The 15548-nt window shown below is 59.2% G+C and carries 16 protein-coding genes; 7 read left to right on the top strand and 9 right to left on the bottom strand.

The features are described from left to right. Positions 1–27: 27 nt before the first annotated feature. From G7W63_RS05825 to G7W63_RS05805, 5 genes are all read left to right on the top strand, one after another. Positions 28–555 (top strand): DUF4136 domain-containing protein, encoded by a 528-nt coding sequence (locus G7W63_RS05825; protein ID WP_166254556.1) that lies wholly within the window; start codon positions 28–30, stop codon positions 553–555. Between the two features lie 4 nt (positions 556–559). Further along, positions 560–913 (top strand): putative signal transducing protein, encoded by a 354-nt coding sequence (locus G7W63_RS05820; RefSeq protein WP_207308891.1) that lies wholly within the window; start codon positions 560–562, stop codon positions 911–913. Positions 914–1045: 132 nt separating this feature from the next. Continuing rightward, positions 1046–1402 (top strand): translation initiation factor Sui1, encoded by a 357-nt coding sequence (locus G7W63_RS05815; protein ID WP_166254551.1) that lies wholly within the window; start codon positions 1046–1048, stop codon positions 1400–1402. Between the two features lie 71 nt (positions 1403–1473). Continuing rightward, entirely contained in the window at positions 1474–2733 is a 1260-nt protein-coding gene (locus G7W63_RS05810) for a D-amino acid dehydrogenase (protein ID WP_166254548.1), read from the top strand. Positions 2734–2868: 135 nt separating this feature from the next. Further along, complete coding sequence (locus tag G7W63_RS05805) at positions 2869–3540, top strand: glutathione S-transferase (protein ID WP_166254545.1); 672 nt, start codon at positions 2869–2871, stop codon at positions 3538–3540. A 73-nt stretch (positions 3541–3613) separates the two neighbouring features. Here G7W63_RS05805 and G7W63_RS05800 read toward each other — a convergent pair whose 3' ends face one another. Then, a complete protein-coding gene (locus G7W63_RS05800; protein ID WP_166254542.1) occupies positions 3614–5257 on the bottom strand; it encodes a fatty acid--CoA ligase in 1644 nt (547 codons plus the stop codon). A 206-nt stretch (positions 5258–5463) separates the two neighbouring features. Beyond that, positions 5464–5745: a pyrimidine/purine nucleoside phosphorylase gene (gene ppnP, locus G7W63_RS05795; protein ID WP_166254539.1), complete on the bottom strand. Its 282-nt coding sequence runs from the start codon at positions 5743–5745 to the stop codon at positions 5464–5466. A gap of 57 nt (positions 5746–5802) precedes the next feature. On the opposite strand from ppnP, the gene G7W63_RS05790 reads away from it, so the two are divergent. Continuing rightward, the gene (locus tag G7W63_RS05790; RefSeq protein ID WP_166254536.1) at positions 5803–6306 is read left to right on the top strand and encodes a DUF4112 domain-containing protein; all 504 of its coding nucleotides are present in this window, start codon (positions 5803–5805) and stop codon (positions 6304–6306) included. Between the two features lie 11 nt (positions 6307–6317). Here G7W63_RS05790 and G7W63_RS05785 read toward each other — a convergent pair whose 3' ends face one another. From G7W63_RS05785 to G7W63_RS05755, 7 genes are all read right to left on the bottom strand, one after another. Further along, positions 6318–6650, bottom strand: coding sequence for a Na+/H+ antiporter subunit G (locus G7W63_RS05785; RefSeq protein ID WP_166254533.1), 333 nt, complete (start codon positions 6648–6650; stop codon positions 6318–6320). Between the two features lie 42 nt (positions 6651–6692). Further along, positions 6693–6962, bottom strand: a complete 270-nt coding sequence (locus tag G7W63_RS05780) for a K+/H+ antiporter subunit F (protein WP_166254530.1) — start codon at positions 6960–6962, stop codon at positions 6693–6695. Then, complete coding sequence (locus G7W63_RS05775) at positions 6959–7450, bottom strand: Na+/H+ antiporter subunit E (RefSeq protein WP_166254527.1); 492 nt, start codon at positions 7448–7450, stop codon at positions 6959–6961. Before G7W63_RS05775 ends, G7W63_RS05780 begins: the two co-directional genes overlap by 4 nt. Next, positions 7447–8967 (bottom strand): monovalent cation/H+ antiporter subunit D, encoded by a 1521-nt coding sequence (locus G7W63_RS05770; protein ID WP_166254524.1) that lies wholly within the window; start codon positions 8965–8967, stop codon positions 7447–7449. Before G7W63_RS05770 ends, G7W63_RS05775 begins: the two co-directional genes overlap by 4 nt. Further along, positions 8964–9335, bottom strand: coding sequence for a Na+/H+ antiporter subunit C (locus tag G7W63_RS05765; protein ID WP_166254521.1), 372 nt, complete (start codon positions 9333–9335; stop codon positions 8964–8966). Before G7W63_RS05765 ends, G7W63_RS05770 begins: the two co-directional genes overlap by 4 nt. Position 9336: 1 nt before the next feature. Next, complete coding sequence (locus G7W63_RS05760) at positions 9337–12132, bottom strand: monovalent cation/H+ antiporter subunit A (RefSeq protein ID WP_166254518.1); 2796 nt, start codon at positions 12130–12132, stop codon at positions 9337–9339. A 372-nt stretch (positions 12133–12504) separates the two neighbouring features. Further along, positions 12505–13317: a crotonase/enoyl-CoA hydratase family protein gene (locus G7W63_RS05755; RefSeq protein ID WP_166254515.1), complete on the bottom strand. Its 813-nt coding sequence runs from the start codon at positions 13315–13317 to the stop codon at positions 12505–12507. Between the two features lie 152 nt (positions 13318–13469). On the opposite strand from G7W63_RS05755, the gene G7W63_RS05750 reads away from it, so the two are divergent. Further along, entirely contained in the window at positions 13470–15518 is a 2049-nt protein-coding gene (locus G7W63_RS05750; protein WP_166254512.1) for an NADPH-dependent 2,4-dienoyl-CoA reductase, read from the top strand. The last annotated feature ends 30 nt before the right edge of the window (positions 15519–15548 follow it).

Genomic DNA, 15548 nt, shown 5'->3' with positions numbered 1-15548 from the left:
TGGGATACAGAGACAGGAGTCCGTTAAATGATGCGAATGTGGATAACCTCAGTCATGGTGCTGCTGCTAGCAGGCTGCGCCAGTAACGTTGCGACCGACTATGATTCGGGCACAGAGTTCGCCAGCTACGACACCTGGGCGTTTGCAGACAAGACCGGCGAGAAGCAGGCGCTCTCACTGGACGCTGCACGAATAGAGGCTGCCATTGAAACTGCACTGGAGGGCAAGAACCTTGCCAGGGAGCCACAGGAGGAAGCTGACCTCCTGGTCTCCTACGGCATTGAAACCGTGGAGCGACTCGATACCACCGGCTTCTCCTACGGCCTCGGCCTTGGCCGCGGGCCATTCGGGTTCGGCCTGTCCACAGCGCCGCCGGTCCGTGAAGTCGAGGAGGGCAAGCTGATAGTGGAGCTTATCGACAGCACCAGCGATCGCGTGGTCTGGCGCGCCGCAAGCAAGCGCTACCTCAACGAGGACCAGGCGCCCGATACCCGGCGCGAATTGATCGATGCCATCGTTGCTGACATGTTCAGCAAGTATCCACCAGGAGGCTGAGGCCTTGTCCTGGGTCACTGTCCGCCAGTATTCATTGCCTTTCGAGGCCCACCTGGCAAGGGCACGGCTGGAGTCCGAGGGTATTACCGCCCTGGTAGCGGATGAGCACACCATCAATATGCAGTGGATGCTTTCCGATGCCCTCGGCGGTGTGCGATTACGCGTCCAGGAGGACATGGTCGAGCGTGCGGACGGAATCCTCGCCGAGGATCGGTCAGACCTGGTCGATGAATTCGAAGCGGGGCACGGCCAGGCACAGGATCAGGGCGGTGAACCTCTCCTGCTGGCGCCTCTGGCATCACAAAAGCGCAAGCGGGGCTTTTTCATGGCCCTGCTGGTGTTCTTCATCGGCTCATGATTCCTGCTATAGTGAGGCCCGGAGCGGCCTTGCGTCCTGTCTGTCCTATCCCTAACCGAATCTCAGACCAGTAATCTGGCACGACCTCGTCAATCACAACCTCTGCAGCCATAACCGGTACAGGAGTGCATCATGAAAAAACGATCCGCTGGCGGACTGGTCTTTTCCACGGACCAGGGTCGTATGTGCCCGGGTTGTGGAAATGCGGTAGCGGAATGCTCATGCGGCGCCCCCAGGATTCCTGAAGGTGATGGCACTGTAAGGGTCAGCCGTGAGACCAAAGGACGCAAAGGCAAGGGCGTCACCCTGGTAACCGGCGTGCCCCTGGCTGAAGCCGATCTGAAGGCCCTGGCGAAAGCACTGAAAGCCAAATGTGGAACCGGGGGTACCGTCAAGGACGGCGTCATCGAAATCCAGGGTGACCAGCGCGATCTTTTGATGCCGCTGCTGGAAGCCAGGGGCTGGAAAGTCCGCCGCTCGGGTGGCTGATGGTCTGGGGCGCAAAGCCTGGATTCAGTCACTACAATAGGGCGTTGACATTCGCAACGGGGAGGACAGGCATGCACATACTGGTCATGGGCGCGGGTGTCGTCGGGGTCACAACTGCCTGGTTTCTCAGGCAGGCGGGCCACGACGTCACAGTCATTGATCGTCAGGGCAAGCCGGGGGTTGAGACCAGCTATGCCAATGGCGGCCAGATCTCCGTATCCCATGCCGAGCCTTGGGCAAACCCGGCCGCCCCTCTGAAAATGCTTAAATGGCTGACCCAGGCAGACGCCCCGTTGCTGTTCAAGTTCCGCATGGACCCGGCCCAATGGCGCTGGGGTCTGAGTTTTCTGAGGCAATGCACTAACGCCAGGGCGTCCTATAATATCCGCCAGATGGTCAATTTGGGTACCTATAGCCGCGGCCAGTTACAGGCCGTCCGGAAGCAGTTGGGCATTGACTATGACCACCTGGAAAAAGGCATCCTGCACTTCTACACCAGCCAGAAAGAGTTTGATAGCGCCCTGGAGCCGACCCGCATCATGCGGGAACTGGGCTGCGACAGGCAGGTGATTGATCGCGCCCGAGCCGTTGAACTGGAGCCGGCCCTCAAACCGATCAGCGAACGGATCGTGGGCGCCACCTACACTTCCGACGATGAATCCGGTGACGCCAGGAAGTTCACCCAGGGCCTGGCAGATAAAGCCGCCGAGGCAGGGGTGGTCTTCCAGTACGGAACCGAGATCCTCGGCTTCGACCATACCCGTGACAGTATCGCTGGCGTGCACACCCTGAAAGACGGACATCACGGTACCATGCGAGCCGACGGCTACGTCCTCAGCCTTGGCAGCTTCAGCGCTCCTGTTGCCCGCAGCCTCGGACTGTTCCTGAACATCTACCCGGCCAAGGGCTACTCCATCACGGTCCCGGTCAAAAATGCCGAAGCAGCGTTTAGTGTCAGCCTCACCGATGATGAGTACAAGCTGGTGTATTCGCGTCTGGGTGACCGGATGCGGGTGGCCGGAACGGCAGAGCTCAGCGGGTACAGTCGTGACCTGAACAAAGTCCGTTGCCGGGCCATCCTCAGGCGCGCCGCTGACATCATGCCGGAAGCAGGCTATTGGGACCAGGCCGAGTTCTGGGCCGGCCTTCGGCCCGCGACACCCTCCAACGTGCCTTATATCGGGAAAAGCCGTTACCGTAACCTCTACCTGAACACCGGCCACGGTACCCTGGGCTGGACTCACTCCTGCGGCTCGGCAGCCGCCATCGCAGACATTATTTCAGGGCGTAAGCCCGAGGTGGACTTTGCGTTTACAGGGATGAGCAGGTAGGCCGGCCAAGAGACGCGGCATCGAAAGGGACAAGTCGGGTCACTGACCTGGCTTGTTGCCCGAAAGTGAACCATCAGGCGGTTTCGACCCTACTCTGTTAGTCTGTTTGCCAATCACGACTAAGCGGAGTGCTCCATGATCACAGTTCACCACCTCAATAATTCCCGGTCCCAGCGTATTCTCTGGATGCTCGAGGAGTTGGGGGTTCCCTATGAGATAAAGCGTTACGAAAGAGATCCCAAGACCATGCTGGCGCCTGCCAGTCTGAAGAAAGTGCACCCATTGGGTAAGTCGCCGGTTATCACCGATGGTGACCTCACGGTGGCTGAATCCGGGGCAATCATCGACTACCTGGCGCACACCTATGGCAAGGACGCCATGCTGCCGCCGGCGGGCACCCAGGCCTGGCTCGATTACACCTATTGGCTGCACTACGCCGAAGGCTCGCTGATGCCGCCGCTGGTCATGCGCCTGGTGTTCGAAAAGGTCAAAACCAGTCCCATGCCGTTCTTTATCAAACCTGTCGCCAAGGGTATAGCGGACAAAACCAACAAGACCTTCATCGGGCCCCAGATCAAGACCCACATGGATTTCGTCGAGAGCCACCTGGCGAAGAACACCTGGTTCCTGGGGGATGAGCTCAGCGCTGCCGATATCCAGATGAGTTTTCCCCTGGAGGCATCGGTCGCCCGCCATCTGGTGGACAAAAGCACGCGGCCCAGCATCGTCGCCTACGTCAAGCGTATGCATGAACGCCCGGCCTACCAGCGGGCACTGGCAAAAGGCGGACGCTACGATTTCGCATGAAAATGTGGCCTGACTGCGGGGCCCAACTAACGCAGAGCCAGGCGGGCGGCTTCCACCGCCCGCCTGGGGGCTGTTACTTGATCTGGTCCCGGATCAGTTTCTTGTTGATCTTGCCGACGCTGGTTTTGGGAATGTCGTCGACAAAATCGAATTTGCCGGGGATTGCCCACTTGTTGATTTCGCCGGAATCAACAAACTTCTGCAGGTGCTCCTGCAGGGTCTTGACATCCGCTGTCTCGCCGGGCTCCAGAACCACCAGCGCATGGGGACGCTCGCCCCATTTCTCATCGGGCACCCCGACCACGGCAGCACCGGCCACGGCGGGATGCTGACTGATCAGGTTTTCCAGATCCAGGGAGGACAGCCACTCGCCACCGGTCTTGATCACGTCCTTGATACGGTCCTTGATCACCAGCGTGCTGTCGGGCTCGATGCTGGCCACGTCGCCGGTATGGAGCCAGCCACCTTCCCACAGAGCTTCGCCTTTCTCTGGCTCTTTCAGGTAGCTCTGGGTGAGCCAGGGCGCCCGGGCGACCACTTCGCCTTTTGCTTCACCATCATGGGGCAGGGAATTGCCTTCAGGGTCGAGAATACGAATTTCAGTCAGTGGCACCGGCATGCCCGTCTTAACCCGTTTTGAACACTGTTGTTCCAGGGGCAGGTCCAGGTCTTCGGGCTGCAGGTGGGTTGCGGTCAGCAGAGGGCCAGTCTCCGACATGCCATAGCCGGTGTACATCCGGATGCCCAGCTTGGCGCCGGCCCGGCACAGGCCTTCAGTCAGCGCACTGCCGCCGATCAGGACCTGCCAGTTACTGAGGTCGGCGGTTTTTATGCTTTCGGTGGCCATCAGCATCTGCATGATCGTGGGCACACAATGGGAGAAGGTCACCTTATGGGTCTTCAGCAGGTCAACCAGTAACTCGGGCTCATAACGGCCGGGGTAGACCTGTTTCATGCCCAGCATGGTGGCGGCATAGGGTACGCCCCAGGCGTGTACGTGAAACATGGGCGTGATCGGCATATACACCCCTGACGATCGCATCAGCGGGCATTCATCGTAGGCAGAGAAATTGGCAGCGGTCGCCATGGTATGCAGCACCAGCTGACGATGACTGAAGAACACGCCCTTGGGGTTGCCCGTGGTGCCTGTTGTGTAGAAGGTGGTGGCAATGCTGTTCTCATCGAAATCGGGAAAGTCGAAGTGACTGTCTGCCTTTGACAGCAGGGCTTCATACTCGCCTTGGGATTTGAGCCTGGTGTCCTTGGCTTTGCTTTCGTCGGTGAGCTGGATATAACCCTTGACCGTCGTCAGCTCGTCACTGACCTGTTCCAGTAACGGGACAAAGTCGTCATGAACCAGAACCAGATCATCTTCGGCGTGGTTCATGGTGTAGACAATTTGCTCCGGCGACAGGCGTACGTTCACTGTATGCAGCACCGCGCCGATCATGGGTACCGCGAAAAAGCATTCCAGGTAACGGGGGGTGTCCCAGTCCAGGACGGCGACGGTATCACCCGGGCCCACGCCGGCCTGGGTAAGGGCGTTGGCCAGTCTGTGGATGCGCTCGACCAGATCCCGATAGGTGTATTTGCTCCGGTTGGCGTAGATGATTTCCTGGTCCGGCGCGTAGCGGGGAGCTGACAGTAAGAGCTGTTTGATCAGTAACGGGTACTGGTGGGCATTATTGGCCGGGGAAAGCAGCTTGGTCTGTGCCATGGAGATTGGTCCTCTTTTCTCGAGTGTTGGTTTTGTAGCGAGACAAGAGTTTCAATTTGACACAGTTCCCGTAAAACCGGAACCGTAGACACAAAGGAAAGTACTGCAGACCTGAATGCCCTGCAGTATCGTTTTACTACTGGTGTCCAATGAACCGGTTCAGGCGATCGTGAACACCGGACGGTGCTTCACCCATAGAGGCAGATTCACTCATAAGTGCAGAGATAAGCGGTATCGATGTCGGTTTTGACCTTGAAGCTGGCCTGTCCGGCGACCTCGAAACCTTCACCCGCACCATAGACCATCCAGTCGGTCATGCCGGGCAGCAGCACGGTGAGAACGCCGCTGATAACCGTCATGGTTTCTTTTTTCGAGGTGCCGAACTCGTAATCGCCGGGGCTGATAACGCCGACGGTGGCAGGCAGGGTTGAAGTCTGGAATGAAATGGACTTTGCCTTACCATCGAAATACTCGTTAATCTTTAACACAGACATGCCTCCTGAAATTTGAGATCGCCTACTATACGGCAAAATAAGGACGTTAGAATGCCAGCACCAAGGAATTTTCCGGAAGATGGACCAGGGGCTCGGGTCAGCAATGCCCAGTATGAGAGGGCCCTGGCAAGACTGAATCGTTACGCCGGGCTACTCGACAGCCGGTTCCGGGTTCCCTTCACTCGCATCCGGTTCGGACTGGATCCGATTATTGGCCTGATTCCGGGAATCGGCGATGCCGTTGGCCTGGGGCTGTCTTTCTATGTGATCAGCGAGGCCATCGGTCTCAAAGTGGGTCCCAGGGTCGTAGGCAAGATGCTGGGCAATGTGGCGGTGGACTTTGTGGTCGGGCTGGTGCCTGTGTTCGGCGACGCCTTTGACCTGGTCTGGCGGGCGAACGACCGTAACGCCCGACTTTTAAGGGAACACATCGAGCACCAGCTGATACCGCCAAAGCCCGCCCCCGCGTGGCTACCCCGGGTGCTGTGGGCGGTCTTCGGTATTCTGCTCGTGGTTGCCATAGCGTTGCTGATAGGCGCGTTGGCTCCTGCCTGACCTGGGCGTTATTACTGGTCCCAGGTATTACCTCGGGTGTCGTCAGTGGTTCGAACCTGAAGGTGCATGGCAGCCTTTGCCAGCAGGTTGGCACTCACCGGGGCCGTCATCACGATGAATACCATAAGCAGCAGTTCTGACAGGGAAAAGCCCTTGCCCTGATCGACAAAAAACACAATTGACGCCAGCACAATGCTACCCACGCCCATCGTGGACGCCTTGGTAGGGCCGTGCAGCCGGGTGAAAAAGTCTGGCAGCCGTGCCAGACCTATGGCGCCTACCAGGGCAAAGCCGCTACCGACAATCAGCAGTACGGCGACAACCAGTTCAAGTACAAATTCCATGTCAGCTCCTTTTTATAATTGGCGGCCGGGCAGCGATCGCCACTACTCGATTACACTGCCGCGCTTAAGATATTTCGCCAGTGCGACCGTTCCTACAAAGCCCATGACAGCAATCAGTAGGGCGGCCTCCAGATAGAGCCGGGTAGACAGGCTCATGCCCAGCAAAACGATGAGCGCTATCGCATTAATGTAAAGCGTATCGAGGGCGAGAATCCGGTCCGGGGCATCCGGCCCCCTGAACAGTCGGTAAAGGTTCAGTAACAGCGCCAGGGACATCAGGGCAATGGCAAACGGCAGGGCAAAAGCGATCATGGGAACATCTCCTGCAATGGCTTCTCATAGCGGTTGTGGATCGCATCGATCAGGGCCTGATCATCCTCCACGTCAAGCGCGTGGATCAACAGCAGGGTGCCGTCGTCGCTGATATCGGCGCTGACGGTACCGGGAGTCAGGGATATAGTGCCGGCCAGGGTACTGATGGCCATGGGGTGGGTCAGTTTGAGCTGATAGGATATAAATGCCGGCCTGGGGGAGCGCCTGAAGTTAAGTACCAGGATAGCGACGTCCACACTGGCCACAACAATGTCGTAGGTAACCCGGGCCACGTATAACGGCACCAGCCAGGGCTTGCGCAGCCCGGGCTTGTCGGGCCAGAGGGACTGGGTCAGCAGGGGCAGCAGCCAGCCCAGTAGCAGACCCATGACCACCGTGGCACCTGAAATCTCGCCTGCCAGCAGATGCCAGACCAGGAACAGCGCGATGGTGAGATAGGGTTTGGGGAATCCGAAACGCTTGTTCATTGCCCTTCTCCCTTCACCGCTTTGGTACCAAGGATGGATATATAACCCGAGGGTTCGTGGAGTTGCGCCGCGGTGGCATCGGTATAGCGGGAAATCGGGGCTGCCAGAACCACAATGGCTACGGTCATTCCGATCAGCGCCCCGGCAGATACTGATACCGGCAGGGTGAGCTTGCCGGGGTTGTCCACGTGACCCTCTACATTGCGCCAGAACACAATACTGCCGGCACGGCTGAAGGCGATCAAAGTCATGAAGCCGCCGATCAGGACAATTGACCAGAGCCAGGCCATTTGTGCCCCAGGGGCCGCTGCCTTAAGGATATACAGTTTGGCAAAGAAACCGCTCAGGGGCGGCAGGCCGGCGATGGCCGTGGCGCCGAGCAGGAACAGTACGCCGAGGAGCGGGCGGCTGTGCATACGGGGTGCCGTTACAATTAGGTCGCCAACCGTGCCGCGTTGATTGGCAATCAGGTCTGCCAGCAGGAACAGGCCACCGGCCAGCCAAGTGGTGTTGAGCAGGTAAAACAGGGCGGCCGAGGTACCGGCCATATTGTTCAGGCCGACCGCTGCCAGAAGGGTGCCCACCGACAGGATGACCTGCCATGCGATCAGGGTCCTCAGACCAGCCGCGCCCAGCGAGCCTATAACACCGGCTACAATGGTCAGCAGGGCGGCCGGGAATATCCAGTCCATGCCCAGATTGGCCAGTTCTCCGGCCTGGTCGCCAAATATCAGGGTATAGACCCGAAGAATAGCGTAGATGCCAACCTTGGTCATGACCGCGAACAGGCCGGCAACCGGAGCGGTTGCGTTGGCATAGGCTCTTGGTAGCCAGAAGCAGAGCGGCAGCACGGCCGCCTTGAGACCGAATACAACCAGCAGCAGTAATCCGCCCGCCTTGACCAGCGGCACATCCTCAGCATCCAGTTCCGGCACGATCACCGCCAGATCCGCCATGTTCAGGGTGCCGGTCACGCCATAAATCATGCCTACGGCTATCAGGAACATCGCCGAGCCGATGAGGTTCAGAACCACGTAGTGCAGTCCGGGTACCGTCCGTTTCGAACCCCTGCCATGCATGAGCAGGCCGTAGGATGCAATTAGTAACACCTCAAAGGCCACAAACAGGTTGAACAGGTCGCCGGTCAGGAACGCGATGTTGAGCCCGAAAATCTGAAACAGAAACAGGGCATGGAAGTAGTCGCCCTCTTCGTCCGTGCCCCGGATCGAGAACAGATGGCAGAAAAACGCCAGCAGCGCGGCCATGAAGACCATCAATGCCGCAAGACGGTCAAGCACCAGCACGATTCCGAATGGCGGTGGCCAGTTGCCGAGGGCATAGGCCCGGTAGGTGCCGTCGTCAGCGAGACCGAGCAATATTACCGCTGCAACCACGGTGAGGGCAGAAGTCGCAAGGGCCAGCGTGCGCCGCAACTGCAAGGGGGCATAGGTCATGAATATCTGGAGCAGGCCGCCAAACAACGGTATCAGCAGCGGTGCGGTGAGCCAGTGGTTCATTTGCGCGGCTCCTCCGCTTCATCCGGAGCAGGCCGTACCCGCCGGTGCTCACGCTGACCATCAACGTGATCTTCATTGGTGTCAGCGCGACTGCGCAGTGAAAGCACAACCAGGAAGGCAGTCATGGCGAAACCTATGACGATGGCGGTCAGAACCAGAGCCTGGGGCAGTGGGTCGGAGTAGTTTTCCGTGCTCCCAATAATGGGCTGGCCCCCGGACATCAGTCGCCCGGACGAAAACAGGAACAGATTGACGCCATAGGATAGTAGGGTTAGGCCGACAATGACCGGAAAGGTACGGGCCCGCATCATCAGGTAGACCCCGGACCCCGTTAGGGTGCCAATGACCAGCGCGAACATAAGCTCCATGTCAGGCTCTCCTATCGGTGGCGTTTAGTTTCAGGGAAAGTCGGCCCAGACTGACCAGAATGAGCATGCTGGCGCCCACCACCGTCAGGAAAACGCCAACATCGAAAATCAATGCGGTGGCCAGCTCGAACTTTCCTACCACAGGCCAGGTGACGTAGGTGAAAGACGACGTCAGGAACGGGTAGCCGTAGCCGAAACTGCCGACCCCGGTCAGGGTCGCGATCAGAACCCCTAACCCGAGCATGGCCGGGTAGCGCAGAGGCAGTCGCTGCTGGGTCCACTCCATGCCGCTGGCGATATACTGCAGAATCAGCGCCACCGCTGTAATCAGCCCCGCGATGAACCCGCCGCCGGGCATGTTGTGCCCGCGCAGGAAAATATAGGCGGACACCATCAGGGCCAAGGGGAGCAGCGGCCGGGAAAGCTGGGTAAGCATCGTCGGGTAAGCGTCCCTGGACCAGGCGTGGCCCTTGCCGTCGCCCTGGGTTGGTTTCAGTACCACATTGCGAAGCATGGCGAAGATGCCAAGGGCGGCAATGGCCAGTACCGTGATCTCGCCGAGGGTATCGAAGCCCCGGAAATCAACCAGTATGACGTTAACCACGTTGGTACCGCCCCCTCCCGGTTTGCTGTTTTCCAGGAAGAACTCGGAAATCGAGGAAAACGGCCGGGTGAGGATGGCCAGAGTCACCAGGGTCATGCCCAGCCCCACCACCAGGCCGATCAGGGCATCCCGCCAGCGCCGGAAACTGGTGGTTTCCATAGGTGTCCACGACGGTAGATAGAACAGCGAGAGCATCAGCAGCACAATAGTGACCACTTCCACAGACAGCTGGGTCAGCGCCAGGTCCGGCGCCGAAAAGCGGGCAAAGGCCAGGGCTACCATAAGCCCCACCACGCTGAGCAGTATCAGTGAATACAGTCGTTCCCGGTGAAAGGTAGTGGCGGCCAGTGTGCTGATGATGAGTATCGCCGCCCCAACAGCTGTAGCCGGGTCCACCGGGCTCAAACCATTCGAACCAATGGACAGGCCCAGATCTAGCAGGGGCATGAACACGATCACGACGGCGGAAATAAACAGCAGCATGCCATAACGCTGCAATGAGCCATTCTCGATCATCGCGGTCACAGACTCGGCCCGGGCGGCAACCCGGGTCACGAAGGCTTCAAAAATGGCTTTTTCGTCAAGGGCCTTGAAACGGTCGTGGAAATCGAAAAGGCGTTGGCGCTGGGTATACATGATCAGGCCGCCAAAGAATGCCAGGAAACTCATGAACAGCGGCAGGTTGAAGCCGTGGATTATGACCAGTTCGTACTCGGGCACCGGCCCTCCCAGGGTAGCGGCTGCTGCTGAATAAAGCAGCGGCCCTACCGCGAAGGCTGGAAAAATACCCACCAGCAGGCAGGCAAATACCAGGATCTCCACCGGAATCAGCATGTAGCGCGGTGGTTCCTGTGGCGGATAGATCGGCAGATTGACCGGCTTGCCATTGAAAAACACATCGTGGATGAAGCGGGCCGAGTAGGCCACGGCAAAGATGCCCGCCAGGGTTGCTGCCAGGGGAGGCAGGTAGGCCCAGAAACCCGGCAGATTGAGCGCCAGGGATTCGGCAAAGAACATCTCCTTGCTCAGGAAGCCGTTGAGCAATGGCACCCCTGCCATGGAGGCCGCCGCCACCATCGCCAGGGTTGCGGTGTGCGGCATGAAGCGCCAGAGCCCGTTGATCTGGCGCATATCCCGGGTGCCGGTCTCGTGGTCAATGATCCCCGCGGCCATGAACAGGGAGGCCTTGAAGGTGGCGTGGTTAATGATGTGGAAAACCGCAGCGACCGCCGATAACTGGGTGCCCATACCAAACAGAAGCGTGATCAGACCAAGGTGGCTGACGGTGGAGTGGGCCAGCAGACCTTTCAGGTCGTGTTTGAACAGTGCCACATAGGCGCCCACCAGAAGGGTCGCCATACCGGTGAAGCTGACCATATAGAACCAGAGTTCTGTGCCCGCCAGGGCGGGGTAGAGCCGGGCCAGGAGAAAGACGCCGGCTTTCACCATGGTTGCCGAGTGCAGGTAAGCGGAGACGGGGGTCGGCGCCTGCATGGCATGGGGCAGCCAGAAATGGAACGGAAACTGGGCAGATTTGGTAAAGGCGCCCAGCAGCACCAGGGTCAGAGTGATCGGGTAGAGTTCGTGGGACTTGATCAGGTCCCCTGCTGCCAGTACGTCATCAAGTTCAAAACTCCCGACTATCTTGCCCAGCAGCAGAATGCCGGCCAGAAGCGCGAGGCCACCGCCGCCGGTGACAGCCAGTGCCATCCGTGCGCCCCGGCGGGCGTCCTGCTTGTGATCCCAGTAACTGATCAGCAGGAACGACACCAGGCTGGTCAGCTCCCAGAAAACCAGCATCAGCAGCAGGTTGCTGGACAATACGATGCCGAGCATCGACCCTTTGAACAGCAGCAGCAGGCAATAGAACTTACCGACGTTTTCGTAGGGTTTCAGGTAGTAACGTGCGTAGAGCACGATGAGGATGCCGATGATCAGGATAAGCAGCGCAAAGAGGAGCGCAAGCCCGTCAAGACGGAAACTCAGGGAAATGCCCAGAGCCGGCAGCCATTCATAGGTCTGGACCAGTACCTCGCCCTGGGAGAGGTTTTCCCACAGCGGAAACAGTGCCGCAAGCGCCAGAATAGCGGGCACTGCGGCAACAATGGCAATGGCGGTTCTGCCAGCCTGGGCAAACAGGGGTGCCACAAGTGCGCCGATAAAAGGCAGTAAGACGACCAGCGCCAGTGTCATCGTAACCTCATTGTCTGGTTGTACGGAGAATCTGGTATGCCAGCGCCATGCTGGCGGACTGTCTGAGTTTAGCCCTCAGCTGCCCGCTCTGCATTGGGCAGAGAGAGCAGAGCCTAACAAGCCCGCGCAGGAGGGTCGGTGAAGTAGGGCAGTCTCCCTGGCCTGGATTCTCGCCGGGCGTTCGGACTGATGGATGACGCCAGCTTCACAGGAACGTGCTGTGTGCGGGCTTGCCTTGTGCGGGAGAGTGCCGCCATGAACGCTCCGTGGAAAAATCGCGAACCCCGATGATACGTGGCAAACCGGTCAGGTCAAGCAAACCCGCCAGTGTGGCCGCTACGGGGCGGGCGCGGAGGCAAAGCGGTCAGGGGTTTAAAGCGTCCTACGGTCATCGAACTGGCGCTCTGGGTCGCCGGTGTTCCTGGCCACGGCCGTACGCTGATTGGCCCTGGCGATGATTTTCTTCTGGAGCCGTGTCTCCCAGTCCAGGGCGCCCTTGTCGTCAGCAGACCAGGTGCGGTTGAACAACAGTTTGCTGGCGGCCACGGCATCGGGCGAGCGTTCGGCCAGCTCACTGGCAAACTGCCGGGCTTCGGTCAGAGGGTCCGGGCATACCCGGCTGACCAGCCCCATTGCCTTGGCCTCGGTGCCGTCAAACTGGCGTGCGGTCATGGTCAATTCTTTGGCCAGGTCGATCGCGATCAGCTCCCGCAACGTCACTGTCAAGCTCATGTCTGGAATCAGCCCCCATTTGCTCTCCATGATGGAAAAGCGGCAATCCGGTGTGCTGAACCGGAAGTCTGCGCCCAGAGCAACCTGGAAACCACCGCCAAAACAGTAGCCATGGGTCGCGGCAATTACTGGCGCGGGCACCTGGCGCCAGAGATAGCCGACGTCCTGAGCCAAGTTGCTGATCCGTCGTCCAGGCTTGACCAAGAGCTTGAGGAAATTGAGCGGGTTGTTGGACACTGTTTTTACATCGAGCCCCGCGCAGAAGGCATCACCTGCGCCATGGAGGATGATGGCCCTGACCTGACGCTCCTTTTTCAGCTTGCGGGCGGTTTTTGCGATCGCCTCGAACATGGTCATATCGAGGCTGTTAAATTTGTCCGGCCGGTTGAGCGTGACTGTGGCAATGCCTTGGTCGATTTCCAGCAAGACCCGGTCGGAAGGAATTTTACTCATGAATTCAGTCCTCTATGGTCACTCGGGCTTAACAGCTTCGGTTGGAAGCTCTTAGCCATTAGTATAATGCGCCTATGCTACCATGACGCGTTTACGACGACTGCCACTGCCCGAATGACCTGAGAGAAACCTGAGAGAGACCGAGAGAACTCATGACTGCCTACCCGAACCTGCTCAAGCCCCTGGATCTGGGCTTCACTGAACTTAAGAACCGCGTTTTGATGGGGTCCATGCACACCGGTCTGGAAGATCGGTTCTGGAATATCCACAAGCTCGCCCGTTATTTTGCCGAGCGCGCGGAAGGCGGGGTCGGGCTGATGGTAACCGGTGGCTTCTCGCCCAACCTGGTTGGCCAACTGGCACCGCTGGCATCTACCATGAATAACCGTGCTACCGCGTTCCTGCACCGGCACGTCACCGGCGCTGTCCATGACGCCGATGGCAAGATCTGCCTGCAACTGCTGCATGCCGGTCGCTACGGCTATCAGCCGCTGATTGTGTCGGCCTCGGCCACCAAGGCACCCATCAGTCCCTTCAAAGCCCGGGCCCTGTCGGCCAGGGGTGTTGAGCGCCAGATCGGGGACTTTGTTTCAGCCGCCAGACTGGCCCGGTTTGCCGGTTACGATGGCGTCGAGGTCATGGGCTCGGAAGGCTACTTTATTAACCAGTTCCTGTGTGAGCGGACCAACAAGCGCAAGGATAAATGGGGCGGCCCCTACGAGAACCGCATGCGTCTGCCGGTGGAAATCGTCCGACGCATAAGGGAAGCCGTGGGGCCGGACTTTATTATCATCTATCGTCTTTCAATGCTGGATCTGGTGGAAGGTGGTCAGACCTGGGATCAGATAGTCACCCTGGGCAAGGCTGTTGAAGCGGCAGGTGCAACGATCATCAATACCGGTATCGGCTGGCATGAGGCCCGAGTGCCCACCATTGTGACTTCGGTGCCCCGGGGCGGCTTCGCGGATGTGACGGCCAAGTTCTATGGCGAGGTCAGCATTCCCCTTTGCACCACCAACCGGATCAACACCCCCGAAAAAGCCGAAGAGATCCTCGCCGCCGGCAAGGCGGACATGGTGTCCATGGCCCGGCCCCTGCTGGCGGACTCCGAGTTTGTACGCAAGGCTCAGCAGGGCCGAAGCGATGATATCAACACCTGCATTGCCTGTAACCAGGCCTGTCTCGACCATGTCTTCCAGGCCAGGCGGGCGTCCTGTCTGGTTAATCCCCGCGCCTGCCATGAAACCGAACTGGTGCTCACCGTTGCACCGGTCAAAAAGTCCATTGCCGTGGTCGGAGCCGGCCCTGCCGGACTGGCTGCCGCAACCACAGCGGCAAAGCGGGGCCACAGGGTTACCCTGTTCGAGGCCGACAGTGAGATCGGCGGCCAGTTCAACTACGCCAAGCGCATACCGGGCAAGGAAGAGTTCTTCGAGACCCTGCGTTACTACCGTCGCCAGATCGAGCTGCTCGATATCGACCTGCGTCTGGATACCCGCGCTGATGCTGAAACCCTGGCAGCAGAAGGCTTTGACGAAGTGGTCATTGCCACCGGTGTCAGGCCCCGAACCCCGGCCATAGAGGGCATTGAGCACCCAAAAGTGCTGGGCTACCTTGACGTTTTGCGTCACAACCGGACGGTGGGTGGCACTGTCGCCGTAATAGGCGCAGGAGGCATCGGCTTTGATGTGAGCGAGTTTCTGGCACACGAGCGGCATGGCCAGCCCGAGGATAAACAGATGGACATGAAGTCCTGGCAGCAGGAGTGGGGTGTCAGCCAGGATTACAGCGGCCCGGGTGGTCTGGCGCAAGCGGAGCCCACGCCGGCGGCCCGCAGGATCTACCTGATGCAGCGCAAGACCAGCAAGGTCGGGGGCGGCCTGGGTAAAACCTCAGGCTGGGTCCATCGCAACAGTCTGAAGCACCGGGATGTTGAAATGCTAAAGGGCTGCAGCTACGACCGGATTGACGATCAGGGCCTGCATGTGACTGTTTCTTCGAAAGAGGGAGGCGAGGAGAAGCGTGTGCTGGCGGTGGACCATGTGGTTATCTGCGCCGGTCAGGAGTCTTTCCGGGAGCTCTATGACCAGTTGCAGGACTCCGGGCTGTCTACGCACCTGATCGGCGGCGCTGATCTGGCGGAAGAGCTGGATGCCAAGCGTGCCATCCGCCAGGGAACGGAAATAGCGGCAAAGCTTTGACTCTGACCCTGTTGCTAGGGCGCTGTCCGG

Source organism: Marinobacter salicampi, from assembly GCF_011074795.1.
GTDB lineage: Bacteria > Pseudomonadota > Gammaproteobacteria > Pseudomonadales > Oleiphilaceae > Marinobacter > Marinobacter salicampi.
This window is presented reverse-complemented; position numbering and strand designations above follow the sequence as displayed.

Coding starts and splice junctions, on each gene's coding strand:
- G7W63_RS05825 (WP_166254556.1), top strand. CDS start 28: ATGATGCGAATGTGGATAACCTCAGTCATGGTGCTGCTGCTAGCAGGC.
- G7W63_RS05815 (WP_166254551.1), top strand. CDS start 1,046: ATGAAAAAACGATCCGCTGGCGGACTGGTCTTTTCCACGGACCAGGGT.
- G7W63_RS05810 (WP_166254548.1), top strand. CDS start 1,474: ATGCACATACTGGTCATGGGCGCGGGTGTCGTCGGGGTCACAACTGCC.
- G7W63_RS05805 (WP_166254545.1), top strand. CDS start 2,869: ATGATCACAGTTCACCACCTCAATAATTCCCGGTCCCAGCGTATTCTC.
- G7W63_RS05800 (WP_166254542.1), bottom strand. CDS start 5,257: ATGGCACAGACCAAGCTGCTTTCCCCGGCCAATAATGCCCACCAGTAC.
- G7W63_RS05790 (WP_166254536.1), top strand. CDS start 5,803: ATGCCAGCACCAAGGAATTTTCCGGAAGATGGACCAGGGGCTCGGGTC.
- G7W63_RS05785 (WP_166254533.1), bottom strand. CDS start 6,650: ATGGAATTTGTACTTGAACTGGTTGTCGCCGTACTGCTGATTGTCGGT.
- G7W63_RS05780 (WP_166254530.1), bottom strand. CDS start 6,962: ATGATCGCTTTTGCCCTGCCGTTTGCCATTGCCCTGATGTCCCTGGCG.
- G7W63_RS05775 (WP_166254527.1), bottom strand. CDS start 7,450: ATGAACAAGCGTTTCGGATTCCCCAAACCCTATCTCACCATCGCGCTG.
- G7W63_RS05770 (WP_166254524.1), bottom strand. CDS start 8,967: ATGAACCACTGGCTCACCGCACCGCTGCTGATACCGTTGTTTGGCGGC.
- G7W63_RS05765 (WP_166254521.1), bottom strand. CDS start 9,335: ATGGAGCTTATGTTCGCGCTGGTCATTGGCACCCTAACGGGGTCCGGG.
- G7W63_RS05760 (WP_166254518.1), bottom strand. CDS start 12,132: ATGACACTGGCGCTGGTCGTCTTACTGCCTTTTATCGGCGCACTTGTG.
- G7W63_RS05755 (WP_166254515.1), bottom strand. CDS start 13,317: ATGAGTAAAATTCCTTCCGACCGGGTCTTGCTGGAAATCGACCAAGGC.
- G7W63_RS05750 (WP_166254512.1), top strand. CDS start 13,470: ATGACTGCCTACCCGAACCTGCTCAAGCCCCTGGATCTGGGCTTCACT.